The sequence below is a fragment of the Phyllobacterium sp. T2-21 genome, from assembly GCF_055378485.1.
Window position 1 is genome coordinate 2,233,269 of sequence record NZ_AP027912.1, and the last position, 16,192, is coordinate 2,249,460.

The 16,192-nt window shown below is 61.7% G+C and carries 12 protein-coding genes; 5 read left to right on the forward strand and 7 right to left on the reverse strand.

All coding sequences use genetic code 11. The features are described 5' to 3' along the window. Window positions 1-15: 15 nt before the first annotated feature. The 6 genes from ACZ5FP_RS11210 to ACZ5FP_RS11235 all read right to left on the reverse strand — a co-directional run bounded on the left by ACZ5FP_RS11210 (window position 16) and on the right by ACZ5FP_RS11235 (window position 7,138). Entirely contained in the window at window positions 16-966 is a 951-nt protein-coding gene (locus ACZ5FP_RS11210; RefSeq protein ID WP_464660166.1) for an alpha/beta hydrolase, read from the reverse strand. Further along, window positions 963-1,745: a carnitinyl-CoA dehydratase gene (locus ACZ5FP_RS11215; protein ID WP_223615064.1), complete on the reverse strand. Its 783-nt coding sequence runs from the start codon at window positions 1,743-1,745 to the stop codon at window positions 963-965. The genes ACZ5FP_RS11210 and ACZ5FP_RS11215 overlap by 4 nt, the downstream gene beginning before the upstream one ends. Continuing rightward, complete coding sequence (locus ACZ5FP_RS11220) at window positions 1,738-3,810, reverse strand: acetate--CoA ligase family protein (RefSeq protein WP_464660167.1); 2,073 nt, start codon at window positions 3,808-3,810, stop codon at window positions 1,738-1,740. Before ACZ5FP_RS11220 ends, ACZ5FP_RS11215 begins: the two co-directional genes overlap by 8 nt. A gap of 189 nt (window positions 3,811-3,999) precedes the next feature. Then, window positions 4,000-5,163, reverse strand: a complete 1,164-nt coding sequence (locus ACZ5FP_RS11225; RefSeq protein WP_223615062.1) for an acyl-CoA dehydrogenase family protein — start codon at window positions 5,161-5,163, stop codon at window positions 4,000-4,002. A gap of 3 nt (window positions 5,164-5,166) precedes the next feature. Continuing rightward, on the reverse strand, window positions 5,167-6,228 hold the full coding sequence (locus tag ACZ5FP_RS11230; RefSeq protein WP_464660169.1) for a carnitine 3-dehydrogenase: 1,062 nt from the start codon (window positions 6,226-6,228) through the stop codon (window positions 5,167-5,169). Between the two features lie 4 nt (window positions 6,229-6,232). After that, window positions 6,233-7,138 carry a beta-keto acid cleavage family enzyme gene (locus tag ACZ5FP_RS11235; RefSeq protein ID WP_105732925.1) on the reverse strand — a complete coding sequence of 302 codons (906 nt, stop codon included), beginning with the start codon at window positions 7,136-7,138 and terminating at the stop codon, window positions 6,233-6,235. Between the two features lie 76 nt (window positions 7,139-7,214). Here ACZ5FP_RS11235 and ACZ5FP_RS11240 point away from each other — a divergent pair, with 76 nt between their 5' ends. Both ACZ5FP_RS11240 and ACZ5FP_RS11245 read left to right on the forward strand, forming a co-directional pair. Beyond that, complete coding sequence (locus ACZ5FP_RS11240) at window positions 7,215-8,204, forward strand: GlxA family transcriptional regulator (protein WP_464660171.1); 990 nt, start codon at window positions 7,215-7,217, stop codon at window positions 8,202-8,204. Window positions 8,205-8,297: 93 nt separating this feature from the next. Then, entirely contained in the window at window positions 8,298-8,777 is a 480-nt protein-coding gene (locus ACZ5FP_RS11245) for a thioesterase family protein (protein ID WP_464660173.1), read from the forward strand. A gap of 106 nt (window positions 8,778-8,883) precedes the next feature. Here the strand turns inward: ACZ5FP_RS11245 and ACZ5FP_RS11250 are convergent, their stop codons facing one another. Further along, on the reverse strand, window positions 8,884-9,783 hold the full coding sequence (locus ACZ5FP_RS11250; RefSeq protein WP_464660174.1) for a LysR substrate-binding domain-containing protein: 900 nt from the start codon (window positions 9,781-9,783) through the stop codon (window positions 8,884-8,886). Between the two features lie 157 nt (window positions 9,784-9,940). Between ACZ5FP_RS11250 and ACZ5FP_RS11255 the strand changes: the two genes are divergently transcribed. From ACZ5FP_RS11255 to ACZ5FP_RS11265, 3 genes are read left to right on the forward strand one after another with little or no spacing between them, the layout of a single operon-like run. Next, the gene (locus ACZ5FP_RS11255) at window positions 9,941-11,173 is read left to right on the forward strand and encodes an aromatic ring-hydroxylating oxygenase subunit alpha (protein ID WP_464660176.1); all 1,233 of its coding nucleotides are present in this window, start codon (window positions 9,941-9,943) and stop codon (window positions 11,171-11,173) included. A 42-nt stretch (window positions 11,174-11,215) separates the two neighbouring features. After that, window positions 11,216-13,663, forward strand: coding sequence for a GcvT family protein (locus ACZ5FP_RS11260; RefSeq protein ID WP_464660178.1), 2,448 nt, complete (start codon window positions 11,216-11,218; stop codon window positions 13,661-13,663). Next, window positions 13,660-16,104: a GcvT family protein gene (locus ACZ5FP_RS11265; RefSeq protein ID WP_464660180.1), complete on the forward strand. Its 2,445-nt coding sequence runs from the start codon at window positions 13,660-13,662 to the stop codon at window positions 16,102-16,104. The genes ACZ5FP_RS11260 and ACZ5FP_RS11265 overlap by 4 nt, the downstream gene beginning before the upstream one ends. Window positions 16,105-16,192 lie beyond the last annotated feature (88 nt).

A 16,192-nucleotide genomic window follows, 5' to 3' on the forward strand; every position in this document is an offset into this window, starting at 1 on the left:
ACTGCAAAATCGGGTTTAAAGCTGGCCCGGCCAGCGCCCTTGACCCAGCAGATGCACGGCGGTGCAGATGCGGCGGAAACTGGAGCGCGCGCGTGTGACACTGTGGCGGGCACGCAGATAGCCGTGCACGAGGCCGGGCTCATTGTTCCAGATCGCCTTGCCGCCCGCGGCAGAGATGCGCTGACAATACTGCCTGCCATCGTCGGAAAGCGGATCGCATTCGGCCGAGATCACGACGGTATCGGGCAGGTTAGAAAAATCCGTATCGGCCAGCGGGGCAAAGCGCGGGTCGGTCGACCAGTCGCGGCCGCCGCTTCGGATTTTCGCATAATAGGCGGTATCGCGCGTCGTCAGCATCGGTGCTTCCGCATGGGTGAGGTAAGACCCCTGGTCCTGCGCGCCGCCCAGTCCCGGATAGACCATGACCTGGCCGATCGGCGCGCGATCGCTATGGCGCACATGGTGCGACACGGCTGCCACCAGATTGCCGCCGGCGCTGTCACCGCACAGGACAATCGGCAGGCTGGATGTTGCCGCCACGTGTTCGAATGCCGCAAGGCAATCCTCGAAGGCGGCGGGGTGCGCATGTTCCGGCGCAAGGCGATAGTCGACCGCGATGACGTGAAATCCGGTGCTCTCGCAAATCTCGGCGCAGACATCGTCATGGCTGTCGAGACCGCCGACGACAAAACCGCCACCGTGGAAATAGAGGCATACCGCTTGCGGGTTTGTGCCTGCCTTGTCGTAGAGACGCACCGGTATTTTCCGGCCATCGGCCTCGATGAAACGATCCATTGCCGAGACGCCCGCGGGGTAGCCGGCAAAGAAGGCCTTGCACATGGTGTTGTAGACGTCGCGCTGCTGCGCGACGGTATAGTCGACGGCATCGGGCGGATAAAAGCTGTTCGTCCGCTCGATGAAGGCCCAGGTTTCCGCGTCGATCAGGACTGAATAATCCGTGCTCATCTGCCCTTCCATACGGGATCGCGTTTTTCGGCAAAGGCTTTGAAGCCTTCCTGACCGTCTTCCGAAGCATAAAGCATGTCAACCGTGCGGAATTTGCGCTTGGTGATCCAGTTCATCGCGTCCTGGAAGCTCATGTCTTCCGCTTCGCGCGCCACTTCCTTGATGGCGGCGAACACCAGCGGCGGGCCGCTTTCCAGGAGCCGGGCGATCTCCCACACCCGTTCCATCAGCTTGTCCTTGGGCAGGACCTCATTGACGAGACCCCAGCGATGCGCCTCGGCGACATCCATCCAGCGGCCGGTCAGAAGCAGGTCCATGGCGACATGGTAGGGAATGCGCTTGGGCAGTTTCACCGTGGCGGCGTCGGCCAGCGTGCCCGCGCGGATTTCCGGCAGGGCAAAGCTCGAATGATCGGATGCGTAGATGAGATCGCAGGAGAGGGCGAGTTCGAACCCGCCGCCCACCGCCATGCCGTTGACCGCGGCGATGACGGGTTTGTTGAAGTCGCGCAATTCCTGCAGCCCGCCGAAACCGCCGACGCCGTAATCGCCGTCCACCGCATCGCCGCCGGCAGCGGCCTTGAGGTCCCAGCCCGCGCAGAAGAACTTGTCACCTTCGGTCTGGACAATCGCGACCCGAAGCTCCGGATCGTCGCGGAACTTTTGAAATGTTTCACCGAGCAGGCGGCTGGTCTTCAGGTCGATGGCATTGGCCTTCGGACGGTCCAGTGTGACTTCAAGAATACCGCCCTCGCGGCGCGTCCTGACAACATCATTCATGCAGCTCTCCCCTGGTGATCAACAATGCATCGGCGATCCATGCGCCCTGGCCGCTGCGGCATACAAGCAGCGGATTGATATCGAGTTCAACGATCCGGCCGGCATTCTTGACCGCAAATCCGGCAATGCCAAGGATGGCGTCCAGCGCCGCGTCCAGATCAGCCTTCGGCTTGCCGCGATAACCGTCGAGCAGCGGAAACATGCGCAGGGAGCGAAGGGCGGCTTCGATCTGCGCGCGGCTGGAGGGCAGCAGCAGCGTGACACTGTCCTGCAGCAGTTCCACCAGCACGCCGCCGGTCCCGAGGGTCATCAGCGGCCCGAACTGCGGATCATCGACAATGCCGACGATCAGTTCCGCAACGGCATCGGTCACCATGCGCTCGACATAGAGGCCGCTGCCGATGGCAATCAGGTCGGTTGCCGCCGCGCGCACGGCATCCGCATCGCGCAGATTGAGCCGCACGGCATTGTGCTCGGATTTGTGCGCAACGCCGAGCACCTTGAGCGCAACCGGGAACGTCAGGTCCTCCGCAGCCGCAATCGCGGCGTCGACCGTCTGGCAGCGCCAGCCCAAGGGCACGGGCAGGCCGTGCTTTGCCAGAAGGGCCTTTGCGGCGGCTTCGTCGGGCGCCTGTTCGTCCGGGTCTCGGATTTCCGGGGAGACGACCGGCTGAGCAAGGGGTGTCTTCCATGCCTTGCCGATGAAGGCGGCGGCCTCGGCCGCGTCGAATGCCTCGGTGATGCCGCAGAGCGGCGCAATGCCCTGCGCCATCAGCCCGGCCATGTATTCCTCCGGGATGTTTTCCGGCAGCGAGGCGACGATGGCGCCCTTGGCCCTGTTGGTTTTGAGGGCCGATTCAAGGCCGCGCACCGTCGACCACCAGTCGACATCGGAACAGCGGTCCTTGCGCGGAAAATCGAGCACGAGACAGCTCAGGGCAAAACCGCCGGATACCATGGCCGTGAAAGTCTCGGTCAGCGCCGGTTCGTTGTTCCAGATGAACGTGTGGTAATCCAGCGGGTTGGCGACGGCGACCAGCGGCCCCAGCGTGGATTTGACCTTGGCGCGATGTTCCGGGGTGAGCGGTGGAAAGTGGATGCTCCGCCCCTCGGCGCTGTCGGCCATGACGGAGGCTTCGCCGCCGGAACAGCTCATGGAACACAGCGTATCGCCATCGAGCGGCCCGTGCACATGCAGCAGTTTCAGTGTTTCGAGGAACGAGGCGATGGAATTGACGCGGGCAATGCCGAGCCGCTTCAGGAATGCATCCGACGCCGCATCAGATCCGGCCAGCGAGGCGGTATGCGACACCGTGGCGGCGCGCGCCTGGGCGGAGCGTCCGACCTTCATGGCAACGATGGGCTTGTTCAATTCCCGCGCCCGTTTGGCCAAAGCTTCGAATTTCGCCGCTGACTGAAACGCCTCGATGTGCAGACCCAGCGCCGTGACCCGTTCATCCTCGAGCAGGGCAATGGCCATGTCGGGCAGGCCGGTCTGTGCCTGGTTGCCTGCCGTCATGACATGGGCAATCGGCAATCCGCGCGTCTGCATGGTCATGTTGATGGCGATGTTGGACGATTGCGTGATGATGGCGACGCCGCGCTTGTCGGCGGCGAGCCTGCGCCCGCCATGCTGGTCCGGCCAGAGCAGGGCACCATCGCAATAATTGATCAGGCCGTAACAATTCGGCCCGATGATGGGCATGTCGCCCGCCGCCGCGATCAGCTCATCCTGCAGGCGTGCGCCATCCACGTCGTCGGCGCCAGCTTCAAGAAACCCCGAAGCGTAGCAGACGGCAACACCCGCGCCGCGTTCGCGCAATTGGCGGACGATATCGAGGGTCAGAAAGCGGTTGACCCCGACAAAGGCTGCATCGGGACTGCCGGGCAGATCGGCAACGGAGCGGTAGGCCTTGAGGCCAAGCACTTCGTCATGCTTGGGGTGGACCGGCCATATCTCGCCGGAGAACCCCATTTTCTGCGATTGCTTGATGACTTCGGCAGCCTGAAGGCCGCCGAAGACAGCGATGGTTTTGGGACGGAGCAGACGGTCGAGTGCGCGCATGTGTCAGACACCCCCCTCTGTCCTGCCGGACATCTCCCCCACAAGGGGGGAGATCACATTGGCATGAATGCTTTCGCACAACAGGAAACGTTTCAAATTTCGCAGAAACGGCAATGCAGGCTGATCTCCCCCCTTGTGGGGGAGATGTCCGGCAGGACAGAGGGGGGTAAAACCTGACCGCATAATCACTTACGCTCCGTGCGGGCGAAGCAGGGCGCGCGAGATGATATGCCGCTGGATTTCGGATGTGCCTTCCCAGATGCGCTCGACGCGTGCATCGCGCCAGATGCGCTCAAGCGGCAGGTCGTCCATCAGCCCCATGCCGCCATGAATCTGGATCGCCTCGTCGGCGACGAAGGCGAGCATTTCCGTGGCCTTCAGCTTGGCCATGGCCATGTCCTGATCGGTGACGGTGCCCTGATCGAACTTCCAGCCCGCCTCGAAGGTCAGGAGATCGGCGGCCTTCAGTTCCGTTGCCATGTCGGCGAGTTTGAACGAGACGCCCTGGAACTTGCCGATCTGCTGGCCGAACTGTTCGCGCTGTGCGGCATATTCGATGGCATGGCCAAGCGCCCGTTCGGCACGGCCGAGACAGGTCGCCGCGACCTGCAGACGCGTCGCGCCGAGCCACGTGTTGGCAACCTCGAAACCCTTGTGCACCTCGCCAAGGATCGCATCGGCGGGTAGCCGGCAATCGTCGAATTCGACGATGGCATTGGTATAGCCCCGGTGCGAGACGTTGCGATACCCCTCGCGGATCGTCATGCCGGGATGGCCCTTGTCCACGAAGAAGGCGGTGATTTTCTTCTTCTTGCCGCGCGGCGTGTCTTCCTCGCCGGACGCCACGAAGAGGATGACGAAATCCGCTTCCAGCGCATGGCTGATGAAATGCTTGGTGCCGTTGACGACCCAGTCGCCGCCCTTTTCGACGGCCGTCGCCTTCATGCCGCGCAGGTCGGAACCGGCGCCCGGTTCCGTCATGGCGAGGCAATCGGACTTTTCGCCGCGAATGCAGGGATAGAGGTATTTTTCCTTCTGCGCGTCGGTCCCGGCGAGCAGGATGTTGGACGGACGGCCGACACAGGACCAGTGCAGCGCATAATTGGCGCGGCCAAGCTCCTTTTCGTAAAGCAGCCAAGTCACGGTATCGAGACCGGCGCCGCCGACGGATTCCGGCATGTTCGCCGCATAAAGACCTGATGCAATCGCCTTCTGTTTCAGCTCGTCCGCAAGCTCCTTGCGCAGGACACCCGTACGCTCCACTTCCGCCTCATGCGGATAGAGCTCGTTTTCGACAAAGGCCCGCGTCGTCTCGACAATCAGCCTTTGCTCCTCCGAAAGACCGAAATCCATGATTTAAGCCTTCTTCTTGGGTTTGGTGGATTTGGCCTTTTCGGCCGCCTTGGAGACCGCAGGCTTCTTTGCCAGTTTCGACAACTGCTTGGTATAATCCTTGTAGAGCGCACCGGCACCCCAGCCCTTGCCCTTGTTCTGGCGGGAGAGGGCATCCATGATCGCCACGAGGTTATCGTCGCGGATGCGTTCCAGTTCGCGGATGGACAGGCCATGCGCCTGTTCATCGGACTGTGCGGCGATCTTGTCGACGAGTTCATCGGTGAGTTCGGGCACATCCATCAGCTTGGTCCACGGCCAGGACAGGCAGGGGCCGAACTGGGCCATGAAGTGGCGCATGCCCGCTTCGCCGCCCGCCACGCGATAGACCTGGAACATGCCCATCTGCGCCCAGCGGATGCCGAAGGAATAGCGCATGATGTCGTCGAGTTCCTCGACGGTGGTGATGTCGTCCTTGATCAGCCACAGCGCTTCGCGCCAGACGGCTTCGAGCAGGCGATCGCCGACAAAGGCTTCGATTTCCTTGCGGATGACCACGGGCTTCATACCGATGGAGGCATAGAGTTCGCGCGCTGTCTCGATGGCTTCCGGCGAGGTTAGCTTGCCGCCGACGATTTCAACCAGCGGCAGGAGATAGACCGGATTGTAGGGGTGGCCGACAACGAGGCGTTCGGGATGCTGCATCGATGTCTGCATGTCCGACGGCAGGATGCCTGAGGTGGACGAGCCGATGATGGCATCGACCGCCGCATGCTTGTCGATCTCCGCCAGCACCTTGTGCTTGAGGTCGAGGCGTTCCGGCACGCTTTCCTGGATGAAATTGGCACCGGCAACAGCCTCGGCGATTGACTTGGCGAAGGTCAGCTTACCCTCTTGTGGCAGGCCGCCGGGCACCATGGTCTTGTAGGCGCGGCGTGAATTCTTCATCACCTCGCTGACCTTGCGTTCCGCCTCCGGGTCCGGATCGAAGATTGATACGTCGATGCCGTTGAGAATGAGACGGGCAACCCAGCCCGCACCGATGACGCCGCCGCCGACGGCTGCCGCTTTGCGAATGACGCTCATGTTCTTACCAGCCCTTTGTCAGTTTCATGCGGGCCCGAACCTCGTCCGGTCCCAGAATGCGGGCGCCGATGCCCTCGGCGACCTTCACGGCCCGTTCGACCAGCTGGCCGTTGGTGGCAAGGACGCCCTTGTCGAGCCAGATATTGTCTTCGAGACCGACGCGGATATTGCCGCCGGCCAGCATGGCCATGGCCGCATAGGGCAGCTGGTTACGGCCGATGGAGAAGGCCGAAAACGTCCAGTTGGCGGGCAGGTTGTTGGTCAGCGCCAAAAGCGTGTTGATATCGTCCGGCGCGCCCCAGGGAATGCCCATGCAGAGCTGCACCATGACCGGGTCTTCCAGAAGCTTCTGGTCATAGAGCCACTTGGCGAGGAGCAGGTGGCCGGTATCGAAAATCTCGACTTCCGGGCGCACGCCCAGCGCCTTGATCTGTGCCGCCATGTCTTTCAGCATGGCAGGCGTGTTGGTCATGACGTAGTCGCCTTCGCCGAAATTCATCGTGCCGCAATCGAGCGTGCAGATTTCCGGGCGCAGCTTGGCCACATGCACGAGCCGTTCGGTGGCGCCGACCATGTCGGTGCCGACGGGCGAGGGCGGCATCGGCTGTTCGGTGCTGCCGAGCGTCAGGTCGCCGCCCATGCCGGCGGTGAGGTTCAGCACCATGTCGACGCCCGATGCCTTGATCAGCTCGACCACTTCCGCATAAAGCGCGACATCGCGCGACCCCTTGCCGGTTTTCGGATCGCGCACATGGATATGCGCCACCGCGGCACCGGCATTGGCGGCGGAAATGCATTCGTCGGCGATCTGCCGCGGGGTGACCGGAACCTTGTCGGACCGGCCGGTGGTGTCGCCCGCGCCGGTGACGGCACAGGTGATGAATACGTCGCGATTGGGGGTGAGTCCCATTGCTTTGCTCCCATTTTTTCGTTGGGCAAATCATGCAGCTGTTGCAAATGCATGCTTTGCAATATACGAACTTGATTTGATGAATAGCGAAACGTCGCCACTCTTTTTACCCAACACCAAAACGCTTGACGTGACGGTCCTCGTCTTCAGCGGCGCATCGCTGATGTGCGTGGCATCGACCATCGATCCCATGCGTGCCGCCAACCGCGTGTCGGGCAGCACCCTGTTCAAATGGCGGATCGTTTCGCTGGACGGCAACCCGGCGATCACCACCTGCGGCCTGCCGATTGCCGTCTCCGGCGCGTTCGATCCGGCTGACAAGGCCGACATGCTGCTGATGATCGGCGGCTTCGGCACATCGGATATTTCGCGCACCACCTTTACCGCCGGCCTGCGCCGCGCCATGCATCACTACCAGATGATCGGCGGCATCGAGGCGGGGTCATGGCTGCTTGGCCGGGCGGGGCTGCTGCGGGGACGGCGTGCCACCACCCACTGGGAGGACATGGAGGAATTCACAGCCGAATTTCCCGAGGCGGATATCCGGCCGGACCGCTATGTTATCGACGGGCCCGTCTTCACCACGGGCGGCGCATCGCCGACCTTCGACCTGATGCTGCATCTCATCCGCTCGCGCTGCGGCATGTCCGTGGCGCTCGATGTGGCGAGCGTCTTTATCTACGACGAAGCGCATGCGTCCAATGTTGCGCAGCCGCTTGTCTCGCTGGGGCGGCTCGACGGCGTGCATCCGAAACTCGCCACGGCGATTCGGCTTATGGAGGGGCATCTCGATGCGCCGCTCACCATCGGTGCCATCGCCAAACGCTGCGGTCTCAGCGCCCGCAGCCTCGAAAAGATTTTTGCAAAGGCCGTGGGCGAGGGACCCGGCCGCTACTATCTGCGCCTGCGCCTGAAGATCGCGCGGCGGCTGATCACCGACACCAAAACCCCGCTGGCCGATATCGCCGCGCGTACGGGTTTTTCATCCGCTGCCGCATTCGCCCGCACGTTCCGCACCTTCGAGGGCAAGCCGCCGAGCAGCCTGCGCGCGGCAGCCAATCGTTAGGCAGCCGCCATTATCAGTCGTTTTTGACACAGTGGACGGGCGGCTGCCATGGTTCAAATGCCGCCGAGTTTTACCAATCAGGGGACTACCAGCATGCCAGAAGGTGATTTGTACCGCTCCGCTCCGATAGCCATGGAAAAGGAATGGATCGATTATAACGACCATCTGAACATGGCCTATTACAACGTGGTGTTCGACCGGGGCGGTGACGAATTCCTTGCCGAACTGGGATTCGGCCCGAAATATGCGGCGGAGCGCAAGCTGACGATCTACACGGCGGAGGTTCATATCTGCTACGTGCAGGAGATCCATCTCGACCATCTGGTGACGGTCACCAGCCAGCTCATCGATTTCGACGGCAAGCGTCTGCATACCTACAACGAGATCATTCACGTCGATGGCTGGGTTGCCGCGACGTCGGAAGTTCTGTCACTGCATGTGGATATGAACGGCCCGAAGGTTGTGCCGTTTCCAGAGGACGTGCTGCCAAAGCTCGCGTTTTACCGGGATGCCCATGCGAAGCTCGGGATTCCGGCGCGGGTTGGAAAATCGATCGGGATTAAAAGGAAGTAGGTTTGCAAGAGCACCGTGCGTGGTTCGACAAGCTCACCATGAGGGAATCCAGTGCTTTGCAAAATGCAACTTCCCTCATGGTGAGCTTGTCGAACCACGCACAAGCCTATGCAGCCTCGAACTGCTCCACCAGCCACTTCTCGAACTGGCGGATGCGCGCTTCATTGACCCGCTCCTTGCGGCAGATCATATACCATGCACTGGGTTGCGGGACTTTCAGCGCGAACGGTGCCACCAGACGCCCCGCCTTCAGATCGTCAGCGACGAGAAAGCCCGGTGCGATGGCCAGTCCCTGACCATCGAGAGCCGACTGCAGGGCGGCGAGGTAGGTGTCGAACTTCAGCGTCACCGCCTGGCCGCTATCGGCAATTCCTGCGGCATCCAGCCACGTGCCCCAGTCCTCCGGCGCGGTATAGAGCGCCAGACGCGGTACCTTGTTGAGTGCCTTTGCCTCGGTGTCGCCCGCGATCCGTGCCGCAACCGCCGCGCTGCACACCGGAAACATCTCGGCTTTGACAAGCAGCCGGTAATGCAGGTTCATCCGCTCCGGCCGGGTCGTATGGATGATGCCGATATCGGAACTGTCGATATTGAGTTCCCAGTCGAGCTGGCTGGTGCCGATGCGGATGGCAAGGTTCGGATTGACCTTGCGGAAATCGGTCAGGCGCGGAATGAGCCAGCGGATGGCGAAGGTCGCATAGGTTTCAATCGCCAGATCGTCTGTCGTGCCCAGCCGGTTGATCAGCGCCGTGCCGCGGGCGATCTTTTCGAAGGCATCGCGCATATAGGGATAATACAGCGTCCCGGCATCGGTCAGCGCCACGCCGCGCGGCAGGCGTTCGAACAGCTTTACCCCGAGAATAGCCTCCAGCTCGGAAATGCGGTGGCTGATGGCCGATTGGGTGACGCCGAGCTCGTCGCCCGCCAGGCGAAAGCTCAAGAGACGGGCCGAGGCTTCAAACGCGCGCAACGAGCCGAGCGGGGGTATTCGGGGCTTCGACATCATCGGGCGGCATCCTGTAAAACAGACTGTTGAGAATAATTCATGTCTTGATGAGCAACCATCGCTTGAACGGCGCCCAATGCGGAATCATTCTAATCTGCGACGCATCCGGGAAACAAGGGAGCGCGTCGGGGGACCACTCTTTTTGAGCGAGGCTAACATGGGCGCGGAACAGGCATTGGCCGGTGTTGCACCGGCAGGCGACAAGATCGACCGCATGATTGCGGACCACCGGCCCGGCCATGGGCTGGCGCGCGCCTTTTACATGGACCCGGATGTCTATGCCCGGGACATGGAACGGGTGTTCCGCCGCCATTGGCACTGTATCGGCCATACCAGCATCATTCCCAATGCGGGCGATTTCGAATTGTTCAAGATCGATTCGGAGGCGGTGATAGTTTCGCGCACCGAAGATGGCGCGATCCACGCATTCCTCAATGTCTGTCGCCATCGCGGCGCCGAGGTCTGCACCCAGCAGAAGGGCAATGCCCGCTTCTTCGTCTGCCCCTATCACGCCTGGACCTACATGAATGACGGTAGCCTGCGCGCAGCGCGGCTGATGCCGCGGGATTTCGACCGCAGCGCCCATGGCCTGAAAAAGCTGCATGTGCGCGTGGCCGAAGGGCTGATCTTCATCTGCTTTGCCGAGGAACCGCTGAATTTCGACATTATCGAGCAGTCGCTGCGCACCACCTGCGGGCAATATGGCTGGGCCGATGCCAAGGTGGCGTACCGCGAGACCTATCCGGTGGATGCCAACTGGAAGCTGGCCGTGGAAAATTATGTCGAGTGCTACCACTGCGGCCCGGCGCATCCGGAATATTCGCAGACCCATGCGCTTGAACAGCCGCTGGAAAAAATCACCGAGCTGAATGCGCGGATGGAGCAGCGCACCTGCGCGCTCGGCATCGACATTGCGACCGGCGACCATTGGCAGAGCTCCGCGCAGGGCAATGAAACGATTCATACGTTCCGCTATGCGCTTTATGACGGCGTATCGAGCGGCAGCCAGGACGGCTCGCCTGTCGGCCCGCTGATGGGCCGTTTCACCGAATTCGACGGCGGCGTGACCTCCATCCACCTTGGCGGCACCAGTTTCCTCGTGTGCTACCCCGATCATGGCATGATTTATCGTTTCATTCCGAAGACAGCCGATACCTGCGAGATGGAGCTGATCTGGCTGGTGCGCGGCGATGCCGAGGAGGGCCGGGATTACGACCTGGAAAAGCTGACATGGCTGTGGAAGGTGACCACGGCCGAGGACAAGACGATCATCGAACACACCGCGCGCGGCGTGCGCTCGCACTACTTCGTGCCGGGGCCCATCGCGCCGATGGAACACAACGAGTTGCGGTACATCCAGTGGTACCTCGATGAAATCGCCCGGGCATGACCGGGCAGCAAAACCACAGCATGAGACCACGGGAGACTTTGCATGTCTGAATTTCCAACGTCGGCGCGGGTCGTCATCATCGGCGGCGGGGCGGTCGGCGTCTCGTCGCTGTATCATCTGGCCAAGGCGGGATGGACCGACTGCGTGCTTTTGGAGAAGAACGAGCTGACATCGGGCTCCACCTGGCATGCGGCGGGCAATGTGCCGACCTTCTCCGCCTCGTGGTCGGTGATGAACATGCAGCGTTATTCCGCCGAGCTGTACCGGCGGCTGGCGCAGGAAGTCGATTATCCCATGAACTACCATGTCACCGGCTCGCTGCGGCTCGCCCATGGCAAGGAGCGCATGCGCGAGTTCCAGCGTGTCAAAAGCATGGGCCGCTACCAGGGCATGGATATCGACGTGCTCGGCGTCGATGAAATCAATGGCCGCTATCCCTTCATCGCGACGCATGATCTGGCGGGCGCGCTGTACGATCCCAATGATGGCGATATCGATCCGGCCCAGCTGACGCAGGCGCTCGCCAAGGGCGCGCGCGACATGGGCGCAAAGATCATCCGTTTCTGTCCGGTGACAGGTGCCCGGCGCGACGGCGACGAATGGGTGATCGCGACCCCGCAGGGCGAGATCCGCTGCGAATATGTGGTCAATGCCGCCGGTTACCGGGCGCAGGAAATCGGCAGGCTGTTCGGCCGCGAGGTGCCGATGATGGTCATGAGCCATCAATATCTGCTGTTCGATGAAATCCCCGAAATCGCCGCATGGAGCCGCGAGCAGGGCCACAAGCTGCCGCTGCTGCGCGATGTGGATTCGTCCTACTATCTCCGGCAGGAAAAGAACGGCATGAATCTCGGGCCCTATGAGCGCAATTGCCGGGCGCACTGGGCCACCTCAGATGATCCGATGCCGGATGATTTTTCCTTCCAGCTGTTTCCCGACGATCTGGAGCGGCTCGAATGGTATCTGAACGACGCGATCGCCCGTGTGCCGATCCTGGGTACGGCCGGTCTGTCGAAAATCATCAATGGCCCCATTCCCTATGCGCCGGATGGCAACCCGCTGATCGGGCCGATGCCCGGTGTGCCCAATGCGTTCGAAGCCTGTGTTTTCACCTTCGGCATCGCGCAGGCAGGCGGGGCAGGCAAGGTACTGGCGGAATGGGTGGCGGAAGGCGCGACCGAATGGGACATGTGGTCCTGCGATCCGCGCCGCTTCACGGCCTTTGCCGATCATGACTATAGCGTCGCCAAGGGTGTGGAAGTCTATGGCCACGAATACGCCATCCATTTCCCGCGCCATACGTGGTCGGCCGGACGCAACAAGAAGCTTTCGCCGCTGCATGAGCGCGTGGCCGGGTTGGGTGCGCAGTTCGGTGCCTATAATGGCTGGGAACGGGCGAACTGGTATGCGCAGCCCGGCGACGATACCTCGGAAGAGGCGACACAGACATTCACGCGGGAAGGGCCGTGGCAACGGCGCATCCGCGAGGAGTGCCATGCGGTGCGCGATGCGGTCGGCATTCTCGATCTGCCCGGTTTCTCCCGCTTCAAGGTGAGCGGCGCCGGGGCACGCGACTGGCTGTCCAGCCTGATTACCGGCCTTGTGCCGAAACCCGGCCGCATCGGCCTTGGCTATTTCGCCGATGCCAAGGGCCGCGTCGTCACCGAAATGTCGATCATGGCCATCGACGAGGATGTGTTTTTCCTCATTACTGCGGGCGTTGCCGAGTGGCACGATCTGGAATGGCTGCAAAAACATCTGCCCAGGGGCAGCGCGATCAGCATCAGCAACGTCACCGAGCAGTTTTCCTGCCAGATCGTCACGGGCCCGAAGGCGCGCGATCTCTTTGCCGGCATCTGCGATGCGGACCTCGGCAAATCCTGGCTGTCGCACCAGACGACACAGATCGCCGGACGCTATTGCCAGCTTGGGCGCGTGTCGTTTGCCGGGGAACTGGGCTGGGAAATCCACAGCAAGGTTGCCGATACCCAGGCGATTTTCGACGCGGTCTGGCAGGCCGGGCAGCCATACGGGCTAAAACCGTTCGGCATGTATGCGCTGGATTCGCTGCGGCTGGAAAAAGGCTATCGCGCATGGAAGGGCGATCTTTCCACCGATTACACGCCGCTGCAAAGCGGGCTGGACCGTTTCATCAAATGGGAAAAGCCTGATTTTCTCGGCAAAGCCGCGTTGGAAAGCGAAAAGCAGCACGGCGTGAAAAAGCGCTTCGTCACGCTGACCGTCGATGCCGGGGATTGCGATGCGCCCTATATGTCGACGCTCTGGCACCAGGGCAGCATCGTCGGCGAAACCACCTCGGGCGGCTGGGGGCACCGGATCGATAAATCCATCGCGCTCGGCATGCTCAAGACCGAACTTACCGAACCTGGAACGGAAATCGAGGTTGAGATTTTCGGCGAACGTTTCAAGGCCACCGTGCATCCGGATCAGCCGCTCTGGGATCCCGCTAACGAAAGAATCCGCGCATGAGTTCTCTTCCGGCTAAGGCCAGAGCCGTCATCATCGGGGGCGGCGTTTCCGGCTGTTCCGTCGCCTATCATCTTGCCAAGCTGGGCTGGACCGACATCGTTCTCTTGGAACGCAAGCAGCTGACCTCGGGCACCACATGGCATGCGGCTGGCCTGATCGGCCAGCTGCGCGCCTCGCAGAACATGACGCGGCTCGCCAAATATTCCGCCGATCTCTACGTCAAGCTGGAGGCGGAAACCGAGGTGGCCACGGGCATGCGCCAGGTGGGGTCCATCACCGTGGCGCTGACTGAGGAACGCAAGCACGAGATCTATCGCCAGGCTTCTTTGGCGCGTGCTTTCGATGTGGATGTGCGGGAGATTTCTCCACAGGAAGTCAAGGAGATGTACCCGCATCTTAACATATCAGATGTGGTCGGGGCGGTGCATCTGCCGCTGGACGGGCAGTGCGATCCCGCCAATATCGCCATGGCACTGGCCAAGGGCGCAAGGCAGCGCGGCGCGAAAATCTTCGAGAACGTGAAAGTCACCGACATTCACAAGAAGAACGGCCGGGTATCCGGCGTTTCCTGGGCCAAGGGCGAGGAACAGGGCACGATCGAGACCGATGTGGTGATCAATTGCGCCGGCATGTGGGCGCGTGATCTGGCGTCGATGTCAGGCGTGACGGTGCCTCTGCACGCCTGCGAGCATTTCTATCTCGTTACCGAGGCCATCGAGGGGCTCGGCCGCCTGCCGGTGCTGCGCGTGCCGGATGAGTGCGCCTATTACAAGGAAGACGCCGGCAAGATGATGCTCGGTGCCTTCGAGCCCGTGGCCAAGCCGTGGGGCATGAACGGCATTTCCGAGGATTTCTGCTTCGACCAGCTGCCGGAGGATTTCGAGCATTTCGAACCGATCCTCGAAATGGGCGTCAACCGCATGCCGATGCTCGGCACGGCGGGCATTCACACTTTTTTCAACGGGCCTGAGAGCTTTACCCCGGATGATCGCTATTATCTCGGCGAAGCACCGGAACTGGGCGGTTACTGGGTGGCGGCGGGCTACAATTCCATCGGCATCGTGTCGTCTGGCGGCGCCGGCATGGCACTGGCCCAGTGGATTCACGACGGTGAAGCACCGTTCGACCTGTGGGAAGTGGATATCCGCCGGGCCCAGCCATTCCAGAAGAACCGGCGGTATCTGAAGGAACGCGTCTCCGAGACGCTTGGCCTGCTCTATGCCGACCATTTTCCCTACCGGCAGATGGCGACCTCCCGCAATATCCGCCGTTCGCCCATCCATGAACATCTGAAGGCACGCGGTGCCGTTTTCGGCGAACTGGCCGGATGGGAACGGGCAAACTGGTTCGCCAATGACGGGCAAGAGCGCGAATACCGCTATTCCTGGAAGCGGCAGAACTGGTTCGACAATCAGCGCGCGGAACATCTGGCGGTGCGCAATGGCGTCGGCCTGTTCGATATGACCTCCTTTGGCAAAATCCGCATCGAGGGCCGCGATGCACTGGCTTTCCTGCAAAGACTTTGCGCCAACCAGCTCGATGTCGAACCCGGCCGCATCGTCTACACCCAGATGCTCAACAATCGCGGCGGGATCGAAAGCGACCTGACCATCACGCGCCTGTCGGAGACGGCATTCTTTGCCGTTGTTCCCGGCGCCACCCTGCAGCGCGATCTCGCCTGGATGCGCAAGCATCTCAAGGACGAATTCGTGGTCATCACCGATGTGACGGCGGCGGAATCCGTGCTGTGCCTAATGGGGCCGAAATCCCGCGAGGTGATCGAAAGGATCAGCCCAAACGATTTTTCCAATACGGGTCATCCCTTCGGCACCGCACGGGAAATCGAGATCGGCATGGGCCTCGCCCGCGCCCACCGCGTCACCTATGTCGGAGAACTCGGCTGGGAGCTTTATGTCGCGTCGGACCAGACCGCCCATGTGTTCGAGGCGCTGGAGAAGGCCGGTCAGGAGCTGGGTCTAAAACTATGCGGCCTGCACACGCTGGATTCCTGCCGGATCGAAAAGGCCTTCCGGCATTTCGGCCATGATATCACCGACGAAGACCATGTGCTGGAGGCAGGGCTCGGCTTTGCCGTCAAAACCACGAAGGGCGACTTCATCGGGCGTGATGCGGTGTTGCAGAAGAAGGAAAACGGGCTGGACCGCAGGCTGGTGCAGTTCCGTCTTGCCGATCCCGAGCCGCTGCTGTTCCACAACGAAGCCATCGTGCGCGATGGCGAAATCGTCGGAACGATCACCTCAGGCAATTACGGCCATCATCTCGGCGGGGCGATCGGGCTTGGCTACGTCGCCTGCAAGGGCGAAAGCGCGGAGCAGGTGCTGGCGTCGAGCTACGAGATCGAGATCGCCGGAGAGCGCGTGCAAGCCGTGGCATCGCTCACGCCGATGTACGATCCGAAGGCGGAGCGGGTGAGGATGTAAGTATTTCACCCCCCTCTGTCCTGCCGGACATCTCCCCCACAAGGGGGGAGATCAAGTCGGCATCAATGGTTTCGCCTTATTTTCAATG